Here is a 22,228-nt window from a genome sequence, read left to right as displayed (position 1 = left end):
TATGTTCCGGGTCTATCACTCTAATCAGCTTGATCTGTTGAAAAATCTGGCAGGTATTCTGATTGAAAATCAACCGCTGACCGATCCGCTGGCGGCTGAACAGGTGCTGGTACAAAGCCCAGGCATGGCGCAGTGGCTGCAAATGGAACTGGCTAACAGTTTCGGCATTGCCGCCAACATTGATTTCCCGCTGCCTGCGAGCTTCATCTGGAACATGTTCGTTAAGGTGCTGCCCGATATTCCTGAAGAGAGCGCCTTCACCAAGGCCAGCATGAGCTGGAAGCTGATGCATCGCTTGCCAACTTTGCTGGAGCAGGACGCTTTCCAGCCGCTGCGTCACTACCTCAATGATGACGACGATAAGCGCAAGCTGTATCAGCTCAGCGCCCGTGTTGCCGATCTGTTTGACCAATATCTGGTGTATCGCTCGGACTGGCTCAACAGCTGGGAGCGCGGTGAACGGATTGATGGCTTAGGCGAATCGCAGCAGTGGCAGGCGCTGCTGTGGTGCGATCTGGTTAACTTTACCGAAAGCCTGGGTCAACCGATGTGGCATCGCGCCAACCTCTATGCGCGCTTTATCCAAAAGCTGGAACAGGCGCAAATGCCGCCGCCGGGCTTGCCGCAGCGCGTGTTTATTTGCGGTATCTCCGCGCTGCCGCCGGTTTATTTGCAGGCGTTGGAAGCGCTGGGCCGTCACATTGATATCCATCTGCTGTTCACCAATCCCTGCCGTCACTATTGGGGCGACATTCAGGATTATGCCTTTTTGGCGAAGCTGCAAAGCCGCCAGCGCCGCCGCATCCAATCGGATGAGCTGCAGCCGCTGTTCCGCGATCCGGCTAGCGCGTCAGCATTGTTTAACGATATCGGCGAGCAGCAGTTGACCAATCCGCTGCTGGCGTCATGGGGCAAGCTGGGGCGCGATAACCTGTTTCTGCTGAGCCAGATGGAATCCGCCGCCAACGACATTGATGCTTTCGTCGAGGTGCCTCAAGACAATCTGCTGCACAGCTTGCAAGCGGATCTGCTCAATCTGGACGATAAAGCGGTCATTGGCCTCAACGCCGGTGAGCTGGCGAACAGCGCCGAAAAACGCCTGCTTGACCCTGAAGATCGCTCAATCACGCTGCAGGTGTGCCACAGCGCCCAGCGTGAAGTTGAAGTGCTGCAGGATCATCTGCTCACGCTGATGGAAGAAGATCCCGAACTCAAACCACGCGACATCATCGTGATGGTGGCGGATATCGACAGCTACGCCCCTTTTATTCAGGCCGCTTTTGCCAGCGCGCCGAACGAACGCTATTTGCCGTTCGCCATCTCCGACCGCCGCGCCAGTCAGGCGCACCCGGCAATTCTGGCGCTGCTCAGCTTGCTGTCTCTGCCTGAAAGTCGCTTTGCCTCCGAAGATGTGCTGGCGCTGCTTGAGGTTCCCGCATTAGCGCAGCGCTTCTCGGTGGATGAAAGCGGGCTGCGCCTGCTGCGCCGCTGGGTGATGGAATCCGGCATTCGCTGGGGACTGGACGATGCCAGCGTGGAAGCGCTGGCGCTGCCGGTAACCGGACAACACACCTGGCGCTTCGGCCTGCAGCGTATGCTGCTCGGCTATGCGCTGGAGAGCCGCAACGGCGACTGGCAAGGGATCCTGCCGTATGACGAATCCAGCGGTTTGATCGCTGAGCTGGCGGGGCATCTGGCGGAACTGCTATCGCGACTCGAAGAGTGGCGTGCGCGTCTGGCAGAAGAGCGCACGTTAGCGGAGTGGCAGCCGCTGTGTCGTGAGCTGATTGAGTGCTTCTTTAGCGGAGACGCCGAAAGTGAAGCCGCGCTGCTGCTGGTGGAAACGCAGTGGAAACAGATTATCGAGCAGGGCATGCAGGCGGCGTATCAACAGCCGATTCCGGTTACGCTGCTGCGTGATGAGCTGCGTTCACGCCTCGATCAACAGCGTATCAGCCAGCGTTTCCTCGCCGGTCCCATCAACTTCTGTACGCTGATGCCGATGCGTTCAATTCCCTTCAAAGTGGTGTGTTTGCTGGGCATGAACGATGGCGTCTATCCGCGCACTTTAGCGCCGCTGGGTTTCGACCTGATGCAGCAACAGATGCGCAAAGGCGACCGTAGCCGCCGCGATGATGACCGCTATCTGTTCCTCGAAGCGCTGATTTCGGCGCAGCAGCAGCTCTATATCAGTTACATCGGCCGGGCGATTCAGGACAACACGGAGCGCTATCCATCGGTATTAGTGAGCGAGCTGGTGGATTACCTGGGGCAGAGCTTCCGTCTGCCGGGTGATGAAGCGCTCGAACCTGATATCAGCGAGCAGCGCGTGCGTGAACATCTGCAAAAGCTGCATAGCCGCATGCCGTTTGCCGCAGAGAACTTCCAGCCGGGCGCTCACGGGCAAAGCTTTGCTGCGGAGTGGTTGCCCGCAGCCACCGGCAGCGGCGTGGCACAGCCGGATTTTGTGCAGCCCTTGCTGCCTGCACCGATAGAAACCTTGTCGCTGGAGCAACTGCTGCGTTTCTGGCGCCATCCGGTGCGCGCCTGGTTCCAGCAGCGCTTGGGGGTGGCTTTCTGGATGGAAGAGAGCGAGCTGCCCGACAGCGAACCGTTCGCGCCTGACAGCCTGGAACGCTACCAAATCAACGCCCAATTGCTGAATACGCTGGTCAACGGTGACGATCCGGCGCAGCTGTATGCGCGTCACCGCGCCGCTGGCAATCTGCCTTATGGCGCGTTCGGGGAACTTTTCTGGCAGAGCCAGACCGAAGAGATGCAGGAAGTGGCCGCCGAGGTGAGTGGTCAACGCCAGCCCGCTGAAAGTTGGGAAATCAATCTGACGATCGGCGCAGTGCAATTGACCGGCTGGCTGACGCAGGTGCAAGCTGATGGCCTGCTGCGCTGGCGTCCGGGCGTGCTGAACATGAATGATGGTCTGCTGCTATGGCTTGAACATCTGGTGTATTGCGCGTTGGGCGGCAGCGGTGAAAGCCGCATGTACGGCCGTAAACAGAGTCACTGGCGCTTCGCGGCGCTGCCTGCTGAACAGGCGCTATCGCTTCTGCATGCGTATGTTGCGGGTTACCAGGCCGGATTAGTCGAGCCGCTGATGCTGCTGAATAAATCCGGCGGAGCCTGGCTGGAAGCCAGCTTTGATAGCAAGTCGCAGCAGTTGCTGGAAGACGAAGCCACGCAGAAAAAGGCACTTAACAAATTGCTGCAAGCCTGGCAGGGTGGTTTCCAGGTGGAAGGCGAGGGCAGTGATCCCTATCTGCAACGCCTGAGTCGGTCTTTGGACGATGATGCCGTGCAGGCGATTACTGCCGCCGCACGCCAATGGTATTTGCCGGTGCGCCTGGCGCATCAGAATGATGAATAGCATGGGGATACGGCCTCGTTTGAGGTTGTTCCTGACACGATAAGAAAGTTTGTCTATTTCACCGCTGGGCACACAGCCAGCGGAAAAGGGTAATGTAAGGGGTTTAAATGCGGATTTACGCACGCTGGATTGGAGCGCTGCTGCTGAGCACGTTAGCGCTGAATGCCTTTGCCGATACCGATCGCGGCTGGCAACCCATCAATGACACCATTCGTAAAAGCGATCACGATCCACGCAGTTATCAGGCGATTACGTTAAACAACGGTATGACCGTGCTGCTGGTCTCGGATGCCGAAGCGCCTAAATCGCTGGCGGCGCTGACCTTACCGATCGGTTCGCTGGATGATCCTAATCAGCAGCTGGGTCTGGCGCACTATCTCGAACACATGGTGTTAATGGGCTCAAAGCGTTATCCGCAGCCTGATAATCTCGCCGAATTCCTGAAAAAAAATGGTGGCAGCCACAATGCCAGCACCGCGTCGTATCGCACGGCGTTCTATCTGGAAGTGGAAAACAGCGCGTTGCAGCCCGCAGTTGATCGTCTGGCCGATGCGATTGCTGAACCGCTGCTCGATCCGGTTAATGCCGATCGTGAACGCCATGCGGTTAACGCAGAACTGACCATGGCTCGCTCACGCGATGGCTTGCGTATGGCACAGGTGGGTGCAGAAACTCTCAACCCTGCGCATCCCGGCTCGCGCTATTCCGGTGGCAACCTTGATACGTTGAGCGACAAGCCAGACAGCAAATTGCATCAGGCGCTGACCGATTTTTATCACAGCCACTACTCCGCCAATCTGATGAAGGCGGTGATTTACAGCAACAAACCGCTGCCAGAGATGGCCGACATTGCGGCAAATACCTTTGGTCGTGTGGCTAATCATCAAACGACGGTGCCAGAGATTGACGTGCCGGTAGTGACCGACGCGCAGAAGGGCATCATTATCCATTACGTGCCCGCACAGCCGCGCAAGCAGTTGAAAATTGAGTTCCGCATCCCGAACAACAGCGGCCAGTTCCGCAGTAAAACCGATACGCTGATCAGCTACATTCTGGGCAATCGCAGCAAAAACACTCTCAACGACTGGCTGCAAAAGCAAGGGCTGGCGGATGGCGTCAGCGCCGGTGCAGACCCGATGACCGAGCGCAACAGCGGCGTCTTCGCTATCAGCGTGTCGTTAACCGACAAAGGTCTGGCGCAGCGCGATGAAGTGGTGGCTGCGGTGTTCAACTACCTTGATATGCTGCGCAGCAAAGGCATCAGTAAAGAATACTTCGATGAAGTCTCCCACGTGCTGGCGCTGGATTTCCGCTACCCATCAATTACCCGTGATATGGATTACATCGAGTGGCTGGTAGATACCATGCTGCGGGTGCCGGTTGAACACACGCTGGATGCGCCTTATCTGGCCGATCAGTTCGATCCCGCGGCAATCAAAACGCGTCTCGACGAAATGACGCCGCAGAACGCGCGCATCTGGTACATCAGTCCGCAGGAGCCGCATAACAAAGAAGCCTACTTTGTGAATGCGCCCTATCAGGTGGACAAAATCAGCGACGCCCAAATTAGCGACTGGCAGCAACGTGCCGCGCAGCTTCAGCTGTCGATGCCCACGCTGAATCCCTATATTCCGTCGGATTTCGCCATCATCCCCTCCGATGGCAAAACCTACGATCATCCGGTCGCACTGACCAATGGCGACAGCATGCGTATTTACTGGATGCCAAGTCAGCAGTTTGCCAGCGAACCGAAAGCCGCTATTACCTTAGCGCTGCGCAACAAATTGGCGATCAGCGATGCGCGCCAGCAGGTGCTGTTTGGGTTGAATGACTATCTCTCCAGCCTGGCGCTGGATGAATTGAATTCGCAGGCTTCGGTTGGCGGCATCAGTTTCTCCACCGGGGAAGATGATGGCATCGTGTTTAGCGCCAGCGGGTTTACCCAACGTCTGCCGGAATTGCTGAAGAAGCTGGTGGAGGGTTACGCCACCTTTACGCCGGACCAGCAGCAGCTGGAACAGGCCAAATCCTGGTATCTGGATCGACTGGAAGCGGCAGAGAAGGGCAAAGCGTTTGAGCAGGCGATTCAGCCGATGCAGATGTTGTCCCAGTTGCCTTACACCCAACGTGAAACGCGCCGCAATCTGGTGAAAGACATCACGCTGAAACAGGTCACCGATTACCGCGATGCGCTGATTCAACATGCAACCCCGGAGATGATGGTGGTGGGCAATCTCTCTGCAGAGCGCGTGAAACTGCTCGGCGATGAGCTACAGCAACAGTTGCACAGCGATGGCCACGGCTACTGGCACAGTGATTATGTGGCGGTGGATAAAGCAATGAAGGCCAATCTGCAGAAAGCCGGCAGCAGCACTGATTCAGCGCTGGCCGCGCTGTATGTGCCGTTGGGCTACAGCGAATATCAAAGCATGGCCAACAGCACCATGCTGAGCCAGATCGTTCAACCCTGGTTCTACAACCAGTTGCGCACCGAAGAGCAACTCGGCTATGCGGTGTTTGCTTACCAGATGCCGATCGGACGCCAGTGGGGCATCGGATTCCTGCTGCAAAGTAACAGCAAGCAGCCGGCGTTTTTACTGCAACGCTTCCAGGCATTTTATCCGCAGGCTGAACAGCGTCTGCGCAGCATGAAAGCGGAAGATTTCGCCCAGTATCAGCAGGCGCTGATCAACGATATGAAGCAGCGTCCGCAAACGCTGGATGAAGAGGCGAACCGCTTTAACCGTGACTTTAAACGTCAGAACTTTGCCTTCGATACGCGTGAAAAAGCGATTGAGCAAATTCAGCAGCTGACGCCAGCCGGCCTGGCCGACTTCTTCCATCAGGCGGTTTTAGCGCAGCAAGGCATGGCGATGATTTCGCAGATCGGTGGCAGCCATGATGGCGCGACCAAAGATGACTACGCCCAGCTGCCGGGCTGGACCACATGGGATGAGGTTCAGAAGTTGCAGCAGTCGTTGCCCGTGAAGAGTGATGCGCAATGAGTCTGCTACCTGAATCGCTCAATCCTCTGACGCTGCCGCTGCGCGGTGAGCGTCTGATTGAGGCCTCAGCCGGCACCGGCAAAACCTTCACCATCGGCCTGCTCTATCTAAGACTGCTACTGGGATTGGGCGGACAACATGCTTATTCGCGCCCGCTGTCGGTAGAAGAGATTCTGGTGGTGACCTTTACCGAGGCCGCGACCGCTGAACTGCGCGGGCGTATACGCGCCAACATTCACGAGCTGCGGCTGGCCTGCCTGCGCGGCGTCAGCGGCAACCCGATGCTGATGCAGCTGCTGCAGGAGATTCCACAGCCCGCCGATGCGGCTTCGCTGCTGCTGGCCGCTGAACGACAGATGGATGAAGCCGCCATCTTCACCATCCACGGCTTCTGCCAGCGCATGCTGAATCTCAACGCCTTTGAGTCCGGCATGCTGTTTGAACAGCAGCTGATTGAGGATGAACAGCTGCTGCTGCGCCAGGCGACTGCCGATTTCTGGCGTCGTCACTGCTATCCGCTGACGCTGGATGTCGCGCGAGTGATTGTCAGCGAATGGAACGGCCCGGAGCAGTTGCTTTCCACCTTGCGTCCGTGGTTGCAGGGCGAATCGCCCAGCCTGCGTCTGCCGCCTGCCGACAGTGAAACCCTGGCTTCGCGCCACAGCGAAAACCTGGCGCGTATCGCCGCGATGAAAACGCAATGGCTGGCGGTGGGTGACGAAGTGCTGACGCTGGTGGGGCAATCTGACGTGGATAAGCGCAGCTACAGCAGCAAGAATTTGCCGGTTTGGGTCAATAAAGTCAGCTTTTGGGCGCAGAGCGAAACGCGTGATTATCAAGTGCCCGCCGAACTGGCGCGCTTCGGTCAGCGCATGCTTGAAGAGAAGACCAAAAAGGGCAGTCCGCCGCATCACAGTGTGTTTGACGCCATCGACACTTTCCTTGCTCAGCCGCTGTCGCTGCGCGATCTGGTGATTGCGCGTGCGCTGGTAGAGGTGCGCGCTGCGGTGCGCAAAGAGAAACGTCAGCAGGCACTGTTGGGTTTTGATGACCTGCTGAGCCGCCTCGACGAAGCACTGCAGCAGCCGAGCGGTGAGCAACTGGCTCAGGCGATTCGCCAGCGTTTCCCGGTGGCGCTGATTGATGAGTTCCAGGATACCGATCCGCTGCAATACCGTATTTTCCGCACGCTTTATATCAATCAGCCAGCGCATGCGCTGCTGTTGATTGGCGATCCCAAACAGGCGATTTACGCCTTTCGTGGCGCGGATATTTTTACCTATATCCGCGCGCGCAGTGAGGTCAGTGCGCACTACACGCTGGATACCAACTGGCGCTCGTCGCCTGCGATGGTCAACAGCGTTAACCAACTATTTGCGCGCCTCGACGCGCCCTTCCTGTTCGCTGAGATCCCGTTCCAGCCGGTGCAGTTTGCGCCTCCCAACCAGCAACTGTCGCTCAGTATCGATCAGGTTGAGCAAGCGGCGTTACGCTTCTGGCTGCAGCCGGGCGAAGGCTGCAGCGTTGGGGATTATCAACAACGTATGGCGCAGCAGTGTGCGGCCGATATCAGTCGCTGGTTGCAGGCCGGGCAGCAGCAGCGCGCGATGCTGGGCAAAGCGCCCAATTTGCGGCCGGTACAAGCCTCTGACATCACTGTGTTAGTGCGCAGCCGTAACGAAGCTAACCTGATTCGCGAAGCACTCAATCTGCTCGGTATTCCGTCGGTTTACCTGTCGAATCGCGACAGCGTTTACACCACGCCGGAAGCGCGTGAGCTGTTATGGCTGTTGCAGGCGGTGCTGGCGCCGGAGCAGGAGCGTATGCTGCGCACTACACTGGCAACCTCGCTGTTTGCTTTTGATGCCTCGCAGCTGGATGCGCTGGATCAGGACGCGCGCGGCTGGGATGAACTGGTGGATACCTTTGCCCGCTGGCAGCTGGTGTGGCAGCAGCGTGGCGTCTTGCCGATGCTGCGCGAGATGATGCTGGAGCGTCAGCTGGCGGAAAATCTGCTGGCATCGGAGAACGGCGAGCGTCGTCTGACGGATTTACTGCATCTCGGCGAACTGCTGCAGGAAGCGGCTGCGCAGATGGATAGCCCACACGCGCTGGTGCGTCATCTGGCACAGCAGATCGCCCGCCCGGATAGCCAGTCTGCCAGCCAGCAACTGCGTCTGGAGAGCGATCGTCATCTGGTGCAGATTGTCACCATCCACAAATCTAAAGGGCTGCAATATCCGTTAGTGTGGCTGCCATTCGCCGCCGGTTTTCGCGAGGCGGATACCGCGCTTTATCACGATCGTGAGAGCTTTAACGCGGTCCTGGATCTGCAAGCCGATGAAGAGAGCCTGGCGCTGGCCGAACAGGAGCGTCTGGCGGAGGATTTGCGTCTGCTCTACGTGGCGTTGACCCGTTCGATCTATCACTGCAGCGTCGGCGTGGCACCGCTGTTTCGCGGCACGCGCAAGAAAGAGGGCGAGAGCGATTTGCATAAAAGCGCGCTCGGTTTTCTGTTGCAGCGCGGTGTAGCGGCAACAGCCGAACAGCTCGGCGCGTTGCTGCATAACATGGACGCGGCGGGCACCGAAGTGGTGCTGGCCGAAGATATGCAAGCCGAGCGCTGGCAGGTTGAGGCGGTCGCCGATAGCGAGTTGGGGGCGCGAAGCGTAACGCGCGTGCTGGCCGACCCGTGGCGCGTCACCAGTTATTCCGGTTTGCAGCAGCACAGTTCTCACCGTCTGCTTGAGGTGATGCCGAATTTCGATGTGGAAGCAGCCGGCGAAGAGGATCGGGAAGAGGAAGGGGAAGCGGCGCTCACGCCCCATCACTTCCCGCGCGGTGCTGCGCCGGGAACGTTTTTGCATGAGCTGTTCGAATCGCTGGATTTCCCGCAGCCGCCTTCCGAGGAGAAGCTGGCGCAACATCTGCAGCAAAACGGCTATCCGCTGCACTGGCAGCCGATGCTCAGTGCGTGGATCAGGCGTGTATTGAGCACGCCGCTTAACGTGCAGGGTATTCATCTGGCGCAGGTGCAGAGCAGCGATCGTTTGGTGGAGATGGCGTTCTATCTGCCAATTGACAACGTGCTGACCGCGCGTGAACTGAGCGCGTTGATTGCTCAGGATGCGTTATCGGCGCAGGCTCCGCCGCTCGATTTCCGTCAGGTGCAGGGCATGCTGAAAGGCTTTATCGATCTGGTGTTCCGCTGGCAGGGCAAATATTACCTGCTGGATTACAAATCCAACTGGCTCGGCGACAGCCATGAAGCTTACACGCCGCAGGCAATGGCGCAGGCGATGATCGACCACCGCTACGATTTGCAGTACCAGCTCTATACGCTGGCGCTGCACCGCTATTTACAACATCGCGTGCCGGATTATGATTATGAGCAGCATTTCGGCGGTGTATTTTATCTCTTCCTGCGTGGCATGGACGGCAGCTCGCCAGACAACGGCGTGTTTCATACCCGTCCCACCTTCGACTTCATTTCACAACTGGATAGCCTGTTTCGCGGGCCGGGAGCGACAGCATGAGCGGTATGACCGCGCTTTTAGCACAGGCGGCTGAGCTGCGTTTGCTGCGTTCGCTGGATGTCCAGTTCGCTCAACTGCTGGCTGATGATGATCAACCGGCGCGTTTGCTGCTGGCGGCCTGCCTGAGCGCGGAAGCGGGAGATGGGCATGTCTGTTTGCCGTTATCACAGCTGAACCGCGACAACCTGTTTAAAGGGCGTCATGCGGAGCTGGCCCAGGCTATCTGGCAAGCGGCAGGCGAACCGCAGGATTGGCCGGCAATTTTAGCCGGCTGGTCGGCGCTGAGTAGCAGCGAGCAAGCGGCACCCATCGTGCTGAGCGAAGATCGTCTCTATCTGCATCGCCTTTGGCACAACGAAGGGCAGGTGGCGCGTTTCTTTCAGTCACAGTCGACAGCACAGCCTTTTGCGCCTGAACAGGTCAGGAAAGTGCTGGATCAGCTGTTTGGCAGCGAGCCGGATAACTGGCAGAAGATTGCGGCTGCGGTGGCGCTGACGCAGAAAACTGCGGTGATCTCGGGCGGTCCCGGAACCGGAAAAACCACCACGGTGGCAAAACTGCTGGCGGCACTGATCCGTCTTAGCGAAGGCGCGTTACGTATTCAGTTGGCTGCACCAACCGGCAAAGCGGCGGCGCGTCTCACCGAATCGCTGGGCAAGGCGCTGCAAAAGTTGCCGGTGAGCGAGGCGGAGCGGCAGCGCTTTCCGGCCGATGCTACCACGCTGCACCGCTTGTTAGGCGCGCAGCCGGAAACACAGCGCCTGCGCTATCACGCCGGCAATCCGCTGCATCTGGATGTGCTGGTGGTGGATGAAGCCTCAATGGTCGATCTCAGCATGATGGCGAATTTGATTGCCGCATTGCCAGCGCAGGCGCGCGTGGTGTTCCTCGGCGATCGCGATCAGCTGGCATCGGTGGAAGCGGGCGCGGTGCTCGGTGATATCTGTCGCTGTGCCGAAGCCGGTTACAGCCCAATGCGCGCTGCGCAGCTAAGCGAGCTCACCGGCAGCGGGGTGGCGGGCATCGATGATAGCAGCGCACCCGCGGTACGCGACGCGATTTGCCTGCTGCGTAAAAGCTACCGCTTTGACGCCAACTCCGGCATTGGCCAACTGGCCGCAGCGGTTAACGCCGGTGATGCAAAGGCGGTTGAAACGGCATTCAAGGCTGGTTTTAGCGATATCACCCGTCAACCTTTGCAGGATGCTGATGCGTATCAGGCGATGCTGACAGAGATTGCCGCCGGTTATCAGCCGTTCCTGAAACTCATTCGCCAACGCGCTGATCCTGCTGAGATTATCGCGGCGTTTGGCCGATATCAGCTGCTGTGCGCACTGCGTGAAGGGCCGTTTGGCGTGCAGGGATTGAATCAACGTATTGAGCAGAAGCTGATGCAGCTGCAGCTGATTCGTCGTCCAACCGGCGGCAGTCGCTGGTATCAGGGACGTCCGGTGATGGTGACGCGTAACGACAGCGCATTGGGCCTGTTTAACGGCGATATCGGCATTACGCTGTTTGATGAGGAAGGTCTGCTGAAGGTGTTCTTTCCGTTGCCGGATGGCAGCATCAAGGCGGTGCAACCGAGCCGCTTGCCGACGCACGATACCGCGTGGGCGATGACGGTGCATAAATCGCAGGGTTCGGAGTTTGACCACACGGCGTTGGTGATGCCGGCGCAGTTCCTGCCGGTGTTAACGCGCGAGCTGATTTATACCGCGATTACCCGCGCGCGTAAGCAGCTGACGTTGTACAGCGATGACGGCGTGTTCCGTCGTGCCGTGCAGTTGCGTACCCAGCGACGCAGCGGATTACTGGAGCGGTTGAGCGGGGAGTAATTAAGTATCGATTCCGCACAATCCGTTGCGGCGCGATGAATCGCGCATATCAATGGCGGCAGCTTGCCCATGCGGATATTGCGCAATAAATTGCGCCGCTACGGTATGTGCAACTACGCAACGGCACAGTTAAATGATGCGACTACCCCAAATCCGCCATCAGCACCTTTGAACGGCGCTGATAGTTATACATCTGCTTCTTGCTCTCGGGCAGGGACTCAATATCCACCGGCGTAAAACCGCGCTCCTGGAACCAGTGAATGCTGCGCGTGGTTAACACAAACAGCTTCTTTAGCCCCATCTGACGTGCCTGCAACGCCACGCGATCCAGCAACAGTTCGCCACGCGACGAGCTGCGATAATCCGGATGCACTGCCACACAAGCCATCTCACCAATCTGCTCGTCCGGGAACGGATAGAGCGCGGCACAGGCGATGGTTAAATTATCGCGCTGAATAATGGTGAACTTATCAATCTCCATCTCCAGCTGCTCGCGGGAACGACGCACCAGAATCCCTTGCTGCTCCAGCGGGCGAATCAGTTCGAGAATACCGCCGATATCGTTGATGTTGGCGCGACGAATCTGCTCGGCCGACTCCATCACAATCTGGGTACCGATACCGTCGCGCGAGAACAGTTCTTGCAGCAACGCACCATCTTCCTGATAGCTAATCAGGTGGCTGCGACGCACGCCGCTGCGGCAGGCTTTGACCGCACCACGTAAGAACCGCACGGTGCCAGAGAGGAAATCGCCATCGCTCTCCATTTCATCGATGCGCGCCTGGGCTTCATTCGGGAACAGTTCAGAAATAATCGCGCCTTCGCGATTGGTCACCCCCTGTTCGGAGCAGAAACCAATCATCTTCTCGGCCTTCAATTTAATTGCCAGCTGCGTCGCCACTTCTTCTGACGTCAGGTTAAAACTCTCGCCGGTCACAGAAACCGCTACCGGACCGAGCAGCACAATCGCATCGTTATCCAGCTGACGATGGATCGCTTCCTCATCAATACGACGAATACGCCCGCTGTGGCAGTAATCAACGCCATCATCCACCCCCAGCGGCTGCGCAATGATGAAGTTGCCGCTCACTACGTTAATGTGCGCGCCCTGCAGCGGCGTGTTGTTGAGGCTCATCGACAGACGCGCGGTGATATCCAGCTGTAAACGACCGGCGGCCTGCTTTACCAGCTCAAGTGATTGCGCATCGGTAACGCGCGTATGTTTGTGATAAATCGGTTCCAGCTGTTGCTGGGCCATGCTGGCGTCAATCTGCGGACGCGCACCATAAACCACCACTAAGCGAATGCCGAGGCTATGCAGCAGACCGATGTCATTAACGATGCTTGAGAAGTTCTCATGCTCGATGGCTTCGCCACCCAACATGATGACAAACGTCTTGTCACGATGGGTATTTATATAGGGAACGGTGTGGCGAAAACCCTGAACCAGTTCTGTACTGCGTTCCTTCACGGCAAAGCCCTCTATGCATGTTTATTCGTAATTTTCGTATTTTTATGCTCTTTTGCTCTTTATTGCAAGCGCCGGGCCTGACGTTACTTTACGATTTTCATGATGCAACACGCGCTAACAGACTGCATTATCTGGTTTTTCCGGCAAGACAAGACGATTCTCATCGAGTAAAGTTTTCACTTTCTTGCCATCGAGTGATGATTTTTTAGACATAACACAGCAGTTGGAGCGGCATGTCCGAAGCTTTTACACGACGACGATTATTACAGGGCGCTGGCGCATTATTAATGCTAAGCGTGACGCGTACCGGGCTGGCTGCCAGCCAGCATATTGTGGCGGTGCGCATCTGGCCCTCATCGACCTACTCCCGCGTAACCCTGGAATCAAACGTTCCCCTCAAGTACAAACAGTTCACGCTGGGGAATCCCGATCGTCTGGTTATTGATATCGAAAATATGCACATCAACCCGGTCCTGAAAGGAGTCGATAAGCTGGTGCGCGTGGACGATCCCTATATCAAAACCGCACGCGTCGGTCAGTTTGACGCTAACACGGTGCGACTGGTGCTGGAACTCAAGCGTAGCATTGCGCCCAAGACATTTACTCTTGCGCCAGTGGCAGGTATCAAGCATCGCTTAGTGGTCGATCTCTATCCTAATCAGCAATCACGGGAAGAGGATCCGCTACTGGCATTACTGCAGAATTACAATCAGGGCGATCTTGAACGCGATCAGCCGGTGCAGGCGGCGCTGCCGGGCAAAGCGGGGCGCGATCGACCGATTATCATCATGATCGATCCTGGCCATGGTGGTGAGGATCCCGGCGCGCATGGCAAATATAAAACGCGTGAGAAAGATATCGTGTTGAAGATCGGTCGCTATCTGAAGGCGCTGATCGACAAAGAGCGCAACATGAAAGCTTACATGACGCGCAATGAGGATGTGTTTATCCCGCTGCGTGTCCGCGTGGCGAAAGCGCGAAAGCAGCGTGCGGATCTGTTCATTTCGATCCATGCTGATGCCTTCACCAGTCGGGCCGCGCGCGGTTCGTCGGTGTTTGCCCTTTCGACCAGCGGCGCTACCTCAGCGGCGGCGCGCTTCCTCGCACAAACGCAGAATGAAGCCGATTTGATTGGCGGCGTCAGCATGAGCGGCGATCGTTATCTCGACCACACCATGTTCGACATGGTGCAGCGGCAAACCATCAGCGACAGCCTGAAGTTTGGTAAAGAAGTGCTGTCACGCATGGGACATATCAATCACCTGCACAAGCGCACCGTCGATCAGGCGGGATTTGCGGTGCTGAAAGCGCCGGATATTCCCTCGATTTTGGTGGAAACCGCGTTTATCAGTAATGTCGAAGAGGAGCGCAAGCTGCGCACGGCGCGCTATCAGCATCAGGTGGCTGAGGCGATTCTGCATGGGATTAAGGCGTATTTTGATAAGGGTGCGGCACTAGCGCATCGCTGAGGAGGGCGGCAGCAATGCCGCTTTTTTCCGGACGCCAGAAACAAAAAAACACCCGTTAAGGTGTTTAAATGATTGGTTGCGGGGGCCGGATTTGAACCGACGACCTTCGGGTTATGAGCCCGACGAGCTACCAGGCTGCTCCACCCCGCGTCCGTCTGTCGCATTAAGCGACTTTTCACATTGTATTCTTCTTAAGACAATTGGTTGCGGGGGCCGGATTTGAACCGACGACCTTCGGGTTATGAGCCCGACGAGCTACCAGGCTGCTCCACCCCGCGTCCGACTGACGCATTACACGACACTTCACATTGTCTCTTCATTTAAGAAGAATTGGTTGCGGGGGCCGGATTTGAACCGACGACCTTCGGGTTATGAGCCCGACGAGCTACCAGGCTGCTCCACCCCGCGTCCGTGGATGCGCACTATACTCTGGACGCGCGGCGATGCAACCCCTTTTTGAGACAAAACGTCAAATTTACAGTCAGTTGATGAATAAACTCGCCATTGGGTGGATTATTGTACAGATGTGAGCGTGACCGCTGATGGCAGATTTCATTCTCTCTGCCCCTTTGCTATCGTCGCCGGGCAAACAATCGATAAAAAGAGAAGGTTATGAAAGGACATTGGGCGAAGTATGCACTTACTGGCGCATTTATCGCGCTGTTAGCAGGCTGTAGTTCCAAACCGACCGACCGCGGTCAACAGTATATCGATGGCAAGCTGGAGCAACCGCTTGGGCTGGTCAACCAACCGAATGCTAAAGGGCGTCCGGTGAACGGCAAAGACTTTAGCGATCAGGTAGTGCAGATTCAAACCGCCTCATCCGGCCTGTTCGGGCGCAACAACGGTACTTACAGCGCAGTGCAAAACTGGCTGCTGTCCGGCGCGGATACGCGCCAGCTCAACCAGTTTGGTTTGAATGCTTATCAGATGGAAGGCACTGACAATTACGGCAATGTGCAGTTCACCGGTTACTACACGCCGGTTGTGGAAGCGCGTTATACCCGTCAGGGCGAGTTCCAGTATCCGATTTATCGTATGCCACCGCGTCCGCGTGGACAGAAACTGCCGAGCCGTGCTTCTATCTATAATGGTGGGCTCGACGATCGCTACATCATTGCCTATAGCAATTCGCTGATCGATAACTTCATGATGGATGTGCAGGGCAGCGGCTACGTTGATTTTGGTGATGGTCGTCCACTGCGCTTCTTTGGTTACGGCGGCAAAAATGGCTGGGCTTATCACAGCATCGGCAAAGAGCTGATCGATCGCGGTGAAGTGAAGCGCGAAGATATGTCGATGCAGGCGATTCGTCAGTGGGCGCAAGAGCATTCGCCACAGGAAGTGCGTTCGGTGCTTGAAACTAACCAATCCTTCGTCTTCTTCAAACCGGAAGAGTATGTGCCGGTGCGCGGTGCCAGCGCGGTGCCGCTGATTGCCAAGGCTTCCGTTGCCTCCGATCGTTCATTGATTCCGGCCGGAACCGTGCTGTTAGCCGAAGTGCCGCAGCTGAACGAGAAGGGCAAGTTCAATGGCAAATATGAGATGCGTCTAATGGTGGCGTTAGACGTGGGTGGCGCGATTAAAGGCCAGCACTTCGATATCTATCAGGGCGTTGGCCCGGATGCGGCGCATCTGGCCGGTTTCTACAACCATTATGGCCGCGTCTGGGTGCTGAAAGCCGCGCCGGGCACCGGTCAGCCGCTGTTTAGCAACCCACAAAATGGCAACAACGGTTCGCTGCTGTTAGGTTCTAATTAATGTCCCGTTTTCCCGGAAAGGTTAGGTTATGACAGTAGTAAGCGACGCCTGGCGACAACGTTTTGGCGGCACGGCGCGTCTCTATGGCCAGGACGCGCTGCAGCGTTTTGCCGACGCGCACTTTTGCGTGATCGGTATTGGCGGCGTGGGTTCGTGGGCGGCGGAAGCCTTAGCGCGCACCGGCATAGGTAAAATCACCCTGATTGATATGGACGATGTCTGCATCACCAATACCAACCGCCAGATTCACGCGCTGCAGGGCAAAGTGGGCCAGGCGAAAACCGAAGTGATGGCGGAACGTATGCGCGCCATCAATCCGGAATGCGAAGTGATCTGCATCGATGATTTCATCACGCCGGAAAATACCGCTGAACTGTTATCGGCGGGTTTTGACTACGTGATTGATGCGATTGACAGCGTGCGCCCCAAAGCCGCGTTGATCGCCTGGTGTCGTCGCAACAAGATCCCGCTGATAACCACCGGCGGCGCGGGCGGCCAGATCGATCCCACGCAGATCCAGGTGAGCGATCTGGCGAAAACCATTCAGGATCCGCTGGCGGCCAAGCTGCGTGAGAGATTGAAAGGGGATTTTAACGTGGTGAAGAACAGTAAAGGCAAGCTCGGCATCGACTGCGTATTCTCGACGGAAGCGCTGATGTATCCGCAGCCGGACGGCAGCGTGTGCACTTCACGCTCCACCGCCGAAGGCCCGAAACGCATGGATTGTGCCGCCGGATTTGGCGCGGCGACCATGGTTACCGCCACGTTCGGGTTTGTGGCGGTTTCCCATGCATTGAAGAAGTTTCTGGCGAAGGCAGCGCGTCAAACGGCCTGAGCGTGCTGACGGGCAGCGCGTTGCACCGCATCCGCCAGCGCCTGTAAACCGCTGCTGCGCGACGCACTGAGCTGTGCGCGCAGACCTAACGTATCAAACAACGCCAGCGGATCTTGCTGCAGCAAGTCGGCTGGCGTTTTGCCTTCCACCGCCGTCAGTAACACCGCTAGCAATCCGCGCACGATGCGTCCTTCGCTGTCACCATAAAAGTGCAGCGTGCCGTTGTTCAGCAACTGGCTGCTTAGCCAGACGCGATTTTCACAGCCCGTGAGTTCGATATCTGGCGTCTTTAACTCTTCCGCTAACGCAGGCAGCTGGCGGCTGAGCTGGATCAGTTGACGATAGCGATCTTCCCACTGATGAAAATGGGTGAATTTTTCCGTCAGGCTGGCGGCGGTAATCAGATCGCCGAACGGATGCGGGGCGAGCAGGGTTGATGTCATGGGCTTATTCACTCAGTAAGTCTACGGCATGGCGCATGGCGCGCACCAGCGCATCCACGTCCTGCAAATTATTATAGGGGGCGAACGAGACACGCAGCGTGCCGGTGACGCCCAGCGCCGCCATCAGCGGCTGCGCACAGTGCTGCCCGGCGCGCAATGCGATGCCATGCTCGGCGAGCAGCGTAACGATATCGCTGTGGTGAATGCCGGCAATATCAAACGCCAGCAGGCTGGCATTGCCACAGCGGAAGCTGCGAAAACCGGGGATCTCGCTCAGTTGCTCTTCGGCGAGGCTCGCCAGTTGCTGGCTCCACATTTCGGCCTTTTTGCCATCATGTTGCGCCAGCCACTGCAGCGCGGCACTCAACCCCACCACGCCGGCAACGTTAGGCGTTCCGGCTTCAAAACGCCACGGCACCGGCTGCGGTGTGAAACTGTTAAAATCGACCTGCGTCAGCATTTTGCCGCCGCCTTGCCATGGATCCATCGCTTCCAGCAGTTCCGCTTTGCCATACAGCACGCCAATGCCCATTGGGCCATAAAGCTTATGGCCGGAAAAAGCATAGAAATCAATATCCTGCGCCTGTACATCCGGCGGACAATGCACCACACCTTGTGCGCCATCGACCATCACTTTGGCACCGACGTCATGGGCTAAACGGATCGCCTGCGCCAGATCCGGACAGCCGCCGGTGACGTTCGACATCTGACCAACGGCCAGCAATCGGGTACGTGAATTGAGCAGTGCTGGTAACAGCGTGATATCCGGCAAACGATCGTCGCCCAACGGCCATTTCACCACTTTCGCGCCCGCCGCTTTTGCCACCATCAGCCACGGCACCAGATTGGCGTGATGTTCGGCTTCGCTAACCACGATTTCATCGCCAGCCTGCAATCGCGGAGCCAGCCAACTGTTCGCCACCAGATTGATCGCTTCGGTGGTGCCGCGCGTCCAGACAATCTGCCGATCGTCCGCAGCATTGAGCCAGCGCGCCACTAATCCGCGCGCCTGTTCGTATTTTTCCGTTAATGCGCGAGCGGCAGCGAACTGGCTGCGATGCACGGTGCCAGCGCTGAGGCTGTAGAACTGTGCGGTTGCGTCGATCACCGCCTGCGGCTTGAGCGCAGTAGCCGCGCTATCGAGGTAGATTCCGGCATCGCTCAGCGCGGGGAACTGCTGGCGGAAGGCGCCGGGAGAAAAAATGGTCATACTCAGCCCACTGTTAATCATGTTAGGACCAGGCTGAAAGCTGGCCCGTTGCCTGGCAAAGCTGGAAAAGCGCGTTATGCTAATTATTGCAAGGTTTGAACCGAAACCCGCATAACGCGTCGCTATTCATAGTCGATTTCACTGGCGCTACCTTTGGTGAGCGCATGCGGGTGGTTTAATGCAATCAATCTGCAAGGAGATAGAAGATGAATAAACTCACCGCAGTGCTGGCCGTGTGTACTCTGGCCTTTACCCTGTCCGCATGTTCCAGCAATTACGTAATGCACACTAACGATGGTCGCACCATCGTCGCCGATGGCAAACCTAAAGTTGATGACGAAACCGGTATGATCAGCTATCAGGATGCCAATGGCAACAAGCAGCAGATTAACCGCTCTGACGTCAAAGAGATGGTGGAGATGGGGCAGTAAGGCAAAAAAAAAGCACCGCAATTTGCGGTGCTATTTAAAATCACTATGGACAGACAGGGTAAATCTACAGGAATTAAAAACTTGATCTGCAAGCGTCAGATCAAAATGCAAACACAACATCACGACCACAAGCCAAAAGCTCTCCAAAAGTCTGCGATCTCTCGCACGTTTCCAGAAATCTTTTCGTTCCGGCTCAGGAAGTGCGGCAACTATAGGTATTTGCTGGAGCTTCCTCAACGGACAAATTATAATGTCTCGGATTAAAAAAACTAATACCTAGCGACTTTGTATAAGTTGAAGTATTACCTTGTCAATCCGGATACGGAAAACCATGTCTAAACGCCTTCCGCCGCTTAATGCCTTACGCGTCTTCGATGCTGCTGCCCGTCATTTGAGCTTCACCAAAGCCGCTGAAGAGCTGTTTGTTACCCAGGCTGCTGTCAGCCATCAGATCAAATCTCTGGAAGATTTCCTCGGTCTAAAGCTGTTTCGCCGGAGGAATCGTTCGCTTTTACTGACAGAAGAAGGTCAAAGCTACTATTTAGATATTAAGGAGATTTTCTCCGCACTAAACGATGCGACGCGTAAATTACAGGCGCGCAGCGCTAAAGGTGCGCTGACCGTCAGTTTGCTGCCGAGTTTCGCCATTCAGTGGCTGGTTCCTCGCCTTTCCAGCTTTAATATGGCTTATCCGGGCATCGACGTGCGTATCCAGGCGGTGGACCGTGATGAGGAGAAATTGGCGGACGATGTCGACGTGGCGATTTTCTACGGTCGTGGCAATTGGCCAGGCCTGCGGGTTGAGAAATTGTATGCCGAATATTTGCTGCCAGTCTGCTCACCGATGTTGCTGACGGGTGATCATCCTCTCAAATCGCCGGCCGATTTGGCGCACTGCACGCTGCTGCATGATGCATCGCGCCGTGACTGGCAATCCTATACGCGTCAGCTGGGCGTGCAGCATATTAATGTGCAACAGGGCCCGATCTTCAGCCACAGCGCCATGGTGTTGCAGGCGGCGATTCATGGTCAGGGCGTGGCGCTGGCGAATAATGTGATGGCGCAGAGTGAAATTGAAGCCGGTCGTCTGGTATGTCCTTTTAACGACGTGTTGGTCAGTAAAAATGCTTTTTATCTGGTTTGTCATGACAGCCAGGCAGAACTGGGTAAAATAGCCGCCTTTCGTCAGTGGATCCTGGAAAAAGCGGCCAATGAACAAGAAAAATTCCGTTTTCGCTACGATCACTAATGCGTTGCTGGCTGCACAATGATGTGCGCATTACCTTGAGGATTGTTTGATGTCCAGTCGTGCCATGTTTGTTTTTGCTGCCATTAGCGGATTTATGCTGGTGGCGTTTGGTGCTTTCGGCGCGCATGTGCTGAGCAAATCGCTCGGCCCAGCCGAAATGGCGTGGATACATACCGGGCTTGAATATCAGGCGTATCACACGCTGGCGGTGATTGGCCTGGGTGCCGCTATGCTGCGTCGTGCCAATATCTGGTTTTACTGGAGTAGCGCCGCGATGGCGCTCGGTATCGTGTTGTTCAGTGGCAGCCTCTATTGTCTGGCGCTGTCGCACATGAAGTTTTGGGTTTTTGTTACGCCGGTGGGAGGCTTATGCTTCCTTATTGGCTGGTTCTTGATGTTGATTGGCGCACTGCGTCTGAAACGAAAGGCAGATCGCCATGAATAAAGTTTTACTCTATTGCCGTCCAGGATTTGAGAAAGAGTGCGCGGCAGAAATCAGCGCGAAAGCGGCTGAGCGCGAGATTTACGGCTTCCCGCGCGTCAAAGATGACTCAGGTTACGTGCTGTATGAGTGCTATCAGCAGCAAGATGCTGAAAAGCTGATCCAAACGCTGCCGTTTGCCGAACTGATTTTTGCGCGGCAGATGCTGGTGGTGGGAGAGCTACTGCGCGATCTGCCACCAGAAGACCGCATCACGCCGATTGTCGGCATGCTGACCGGTGTGGTGGAGAAGGGCGGTGAACTGCGGGTTGAAGTGCCGGATACCAATGAAGCGAAAGAGCTCACCAAGTTCTGCCGTAAATTAACCGTGCCGCTGCGTGCCAGCCTGCGTGAAAGCAAAATCCTGCTTAATTACGAAACGGCTAAGCGTCCGGTAGTGCACGTGTTCTTTATTGCGCCGGGCACCTGTTACGTCGGCTATTCGCTGCCGGAAAACAACTCGCCATTCTACATGGGGATTCCGCGCCTGAAATTCCCCTCCGATGCGCCGAGCCGTTCTACGCTCAAGCTGGAAGAGGCGTTTCACGTGTTTGTGCCTGCGGATGAGTGGGATGAGCGTTTAGCCAGCGGCATGTACGCCGTCGATCTCGGCGCTTGCCCCGGCGGCTGGACCTATCAACTGGTGAAACGCAGCATGTGGGTTTTTGCGGTAGATAACGGCCCGATGGCGCCAAGCCTGATGGACACCGGACAGGTGACGCACTGCCGCGAAGATGGTTTTAAATTCCGTCCGCCGCGTACCAATATCAGCTGGCTGGTGTGCGACATGGTGGAAAAACCGGTGCGCGTCGCAAGCCTGATGACCGAATGGCTGGTGAATGGCTGGTGCCGCGAGGCGATATTCAACCTCAAGCTGCCAATGAAAAAGCGCTACGAAGAAGTGACACAGAACCTGACGATGATTGATGACGCGTTGAAAGCGCAGGGTATTAATGCCCAGATTCAGGCGCGCCAGCTTTATCACGACCGCGAAGAAGTCACCGTTCACGTACGCCGGTTGTGGGCAGCGGTGGGCGGCCGTCGCGACGAGCGCTAATCCTGCTTCATACTTTGCGCTACAGCGGTCCTGCTTCATACTTTGCACTACAGCGGCGTTGGC

General features: G+C 56.6%; 14 protein-coding genes and 3 tRNA genes. 11 read left to right on the top strand and 6 right to left on the bottom strand.

All coding sequences use genetic code 11. The features are described from left to right. The first annotated feature begins 1 nt into the window (after position 1). From recC to recD, 4 genes are all read left to right on the top strand, one after another. On the top strand, positions 2 to 3,382 hold the full coding sequence (gene recC / locus ACFQW4_RS19960) for an exodeoxyribonuclease V subunit gamma (protein WP_377726944.1): 3,381 nt from the start codon (positions 2 to 4) through the stop codon (positions 3,380 to 3,382). 107 nt (positions 3,383 to 3,489) lie between these two features. Continuing rightward, a complete protein-coding gene (gene ptrA / locus ACFQW4_RS19955; protein ID WP_377726941.1) occupies positions 3,490 to 6,387 on the top strand; it encodes a pitrilysin in 2,898 nt (965 codons plus the stop codon). Then, entirely contained in the window at positions 6,384 to 9,923 is a 3,540-nt protein-coding gene (gene recB / locus ACFQW4_RS19950) for an exodeoxyribonuclease V subunit beta (RefSeq protein WP_377726938.1), read from the top strand. The genes ptrA and recB overlap by 4 nt, the downstream gene beginning before the upstream one ends. After that, positions 9,920 to 11,758, top strand: a complete 1,839-nt coding sequence (gene recD, locus ACFQW4_RS19945) for an exodeoxyribonuclease V subunit alpha (RefSeq protein ID WP_377726935.1) — start codon at positions 9,920 to 9,922, stop codon at positions 11,756 to 11,758. Before recB ends, recD begins: the two co-directional genes overlap by 4 nt. Before the next feature lie 142 nt (positions 11,759 to 11,900). On the opposite strand, the gene argA is transcribed toward recD, so the two are convergent. Further along, on the bottom strand, positions 11,901 to 13,229 hold the full coding sequence (gene argA / locus ACFQW4_RS19940; protein WP_007891884.1) for an amino-acid N-acetyltransferase: 1,329 nt from the start codon (positions 13,227 to 13,229) through the stop codon (positions 11,901 to 11,903). Between the two features lie 233 nt (positions 13,230 to 13,462). On the opposite strand from argA, the gene amiC reads away from it, so the two are divergent. Further along, complete coding sequence (gene amiC / locus ACFQW4_RS19935; protein WP_146001292.1) at positions 13,463 to 14,698, top strand: N-acetylmuramoyl-L-alanine amidase AmiC; 1,236 nt, start codon at positions 13,463 to 13,465, stop codon at positions 14,696 to 14,698. 73 nt (positions 14,699 to 14,771) lie between these two features. Here the strand turns inward: amiC and ACFQW4_RS19930 are convergent. From ACFQW4_RS19930 to ACFQW4_RS19920, 3 genes are all read right to left on the bottom strand, one after another. After that, a tRNA-Met gene (locus ACFQW4_RS19930) sits at positions 14,772 to 14,848 on the bottom strand. Between the two features lie 51 nt (positions 14,849 to 14,899). Then, a tRNA-Met gene (locus ACFQW4_RS19925) sits at positions 14,900 to 14,976 on the bottom strand. Between the two features lie 53 nt (positions 14,977 to 15,029). Beyond that, positions 15,030 to 15,106: transfer RNA gene (locus tag ACFQW4_RS19920), tRNA-Met, on the bottom strand. Positions 15,107 to 15,310: 204 nt separating this feature from the next. Between ACFQW4_RS19920 and mltA the strand changes: the two genes are divergently transcribed. Together mltA and tcdA are read left to right on the top strand one after the other, a co-directional pair. Continuing rightward, positions 15,311 to 16,459, top strand: a complete 1,149-nt coding sequence (gene mltA, locus ACFQW4_RS19915; RefSeq protein ID WP_101762003.1) for a murein transglycosylase A — start codon at positions 15,311 to 15,313, stop codon at positions 16,457 to 16,459. A gap of 28 nt (positions 16,460 to 16,487) precedes the next feature. Continuing rightward, positions 16,488 to 17,294 carry a tRNA cyclic N6-threonylcarbamoyladenosine(37) synthase TcdA gene (gene tcdA / locus ACFQW4_RS19910; RefSeq protein WP_176973561.1) on the top strand — a complete coding sequence of 269 codons (807 nt, stop codon included), beginning with the start codon at positions 16,488 to 16,490 and terminating at the stop codon, positions 17,292 to 17,294. Here the strand turns inward: tcdA and csdE are convergent. Then, on the bottom strand, positions 17,282 to 17,737 hold the full coding sequence (gene csdE / locus ACFQW4_RS19905; protein WP_110867956.1) for a cysteine desulfurase sulfur acceptor subunit CsdE: 456 nt from the start codon (positions 17,735 to 17,737) through the stop codon (positions 17,282 to 17,284). The two genes, tcdA and csdE, sit on opposite strands and share 13 nt — an antisense overlap. Positions 17,738 to 17,741: 4 nt before the next feature. Beyond that, positions 17,742 to 18,947 (bottom strand): cysteine desulfurase CsdA, encoded by a 1,206-nt coding sequence (gene csdA, locus ACFQW4_RS19900; protein ID WP_377726926.1) that lies wholly within the window; start codon positions 18,945 to 18,947, stop codon positions 17,742 to 17,744. Positions 18,948 to 19,153: 206 nt separating this feature from the next. Here csdA and ACFQW4_RS19895 point away from each other — a divergent pair, with 206 nt between their 5' ends. From ACFQW4_RS19895 to rlmM, 4 genes are all read left to right on the top strand, one after another. Further along, positions 19,154 to 19,378 (top strand): YgdI/YgdR family lipoprotein, encoded by a 225-nt coding sequence (locus ACFQW4_RS19895; protein ID WP_008109575.1) that lies wholly within the window; start codon positions 19,154 to 19,156, stop codon positions 19,376 to 19,378. Positions 19,379 to 19,709: 331 nt separating this feature from the next. Further along, positions 19,710 to 20,627, top strand: a complete 918-nt coding sequence (locus ACFQW4_RS19890; RefSeq protein WP_101762006.1) for a transcriptional regulator GcvA — start codon at positions 19,710 to 19,712, stop codon at positions 20,625 to 20,627. A 49-nt stretch (positions 20,628 to 20,676) separates the two neighbouring features. After that, positions 20,677 to 21,072 (top strand): DUF423 domain-containing protein, encoded by a 396-nt coding sequence (locus ACFQW4_RS19885; protein ID WP_101762007.1) that lies wholly within the window; start codon positions 20,677 to 20,679, stop codon positions 21,070 to 21,072. After that, positions 21,065 to 22,165, top strand: coding sequence for a 23S rRNA (cytidine(2498)-2'-O)-methyltransferase RlmM (gene rlmM / locus ACFQW4_RS19880; RefSeq protein WP_110867955.1), 1,101 nt, complete (start codon positions 21,065 to 21,067; stop codon positions 22,163 to 22,165). Before ACFQW4_RS19885 ends, rlmM begins: the two co-directional genes overlap by 8 nt. The last annotated feature ends 63 nt before the right edge of the window (positions 22,166 to 22,228 follow it).

Source organism: Pantoea sp. GCM10028869 (genome assembly GCF_042666835.1).
Taxonomy (GTDB): Bacteria; Pseudomonadota; Gammaproteobacteria; order Enterobacterales; family Enterobacteriaceae; genus Pantoea; species Pantoea leporis.
This window is presented reverse-complemented; position numbering and strand designations above follow the sequence as displayed.

Coding starts and splice junctions, on each gene's coding strand:
- recC (WP_377726944.1), top strand. CDS start 2: ATGTTCCGGGTCTATCACTCTAATCAGCTTGATCTGTTGAAAAATCTG.
- ptrA (WP_377726941.1), top strand. CDS start 3,490: ATGCGGATTTACGCACGCTGGATTGGAGCGCTGCTGCTGAGCACGTTA.
- recB (WP_377726938.1), top strand. CDS start 6,384: ATGAGTCTGCTACCTGAATCGCTCAATCCTCTGACGCTGCCGCTGCGC.
- recD (WP_377726935.1), top strand. CDS start 9,920: ATGAGCGGTATGACCGCGCTTTTAGCACAGGCGGCTGAGCTGCGTTTG.
- amiC (WP_146001292.1), top strand. CDS start 13,463: ATGTCCGAAGCTTTTACACGACGACGATTATTACAGGGCGCTGGCGCA.
- mltA (WP_101762003.1), top strand. CDS start 15,311: ATGAAAGGACATTGGGCGAAGTATGCACTTACTGGCGCATTTATCGCG.
- tcdA (WP_176973561.1), top strand. CDS start 16,488: ATGACAGTAGTAAGCGACGCCTGGCGACAACGTTTTGGCGGCACGGCG.
- csdE (WP_110867956.1), bottom strand. CDS start 17,737: ATGACATCAACCCTGCTCGCCCCGCATCCGTTCGGCGATCTGATTACC.
- csdA (WP_377726926.1), bottom strand. CDS start 18,947: ATGACCATTTTTTCTCCCGGCGCCTTCCGCCAGCAGTTCCCCGCGCTG.
- ACFQW4_RS19895 (WP_008109575.1), top strand. CDS start 19,154: ATGAATAAACTCACCGCAGTGCTGGCCGTGTGTACTCTGGCCTTTACC.
- ACFQW4_RS19890 (WP_101762006.1), top strand. CDS start 19,710: ATGTCTAAACGCCTTCCGCCGCTTAATGCCTTACGCGTCTTCGATGCT.
- ACFQW4_RS19885 (WP_101762007.1), top strand. CDS start 20,677: ATGTCCAGTCGTGCCATGTTTGTTTTTGCTGCCATTAGCGGATTTATG.
- rlmM (WP_110867955.1), top strand. CDS start 21,065: ATGAATAAAGTTTTACTCTATTGCCGTCCAGGATTTGAGAAAGAGTGC.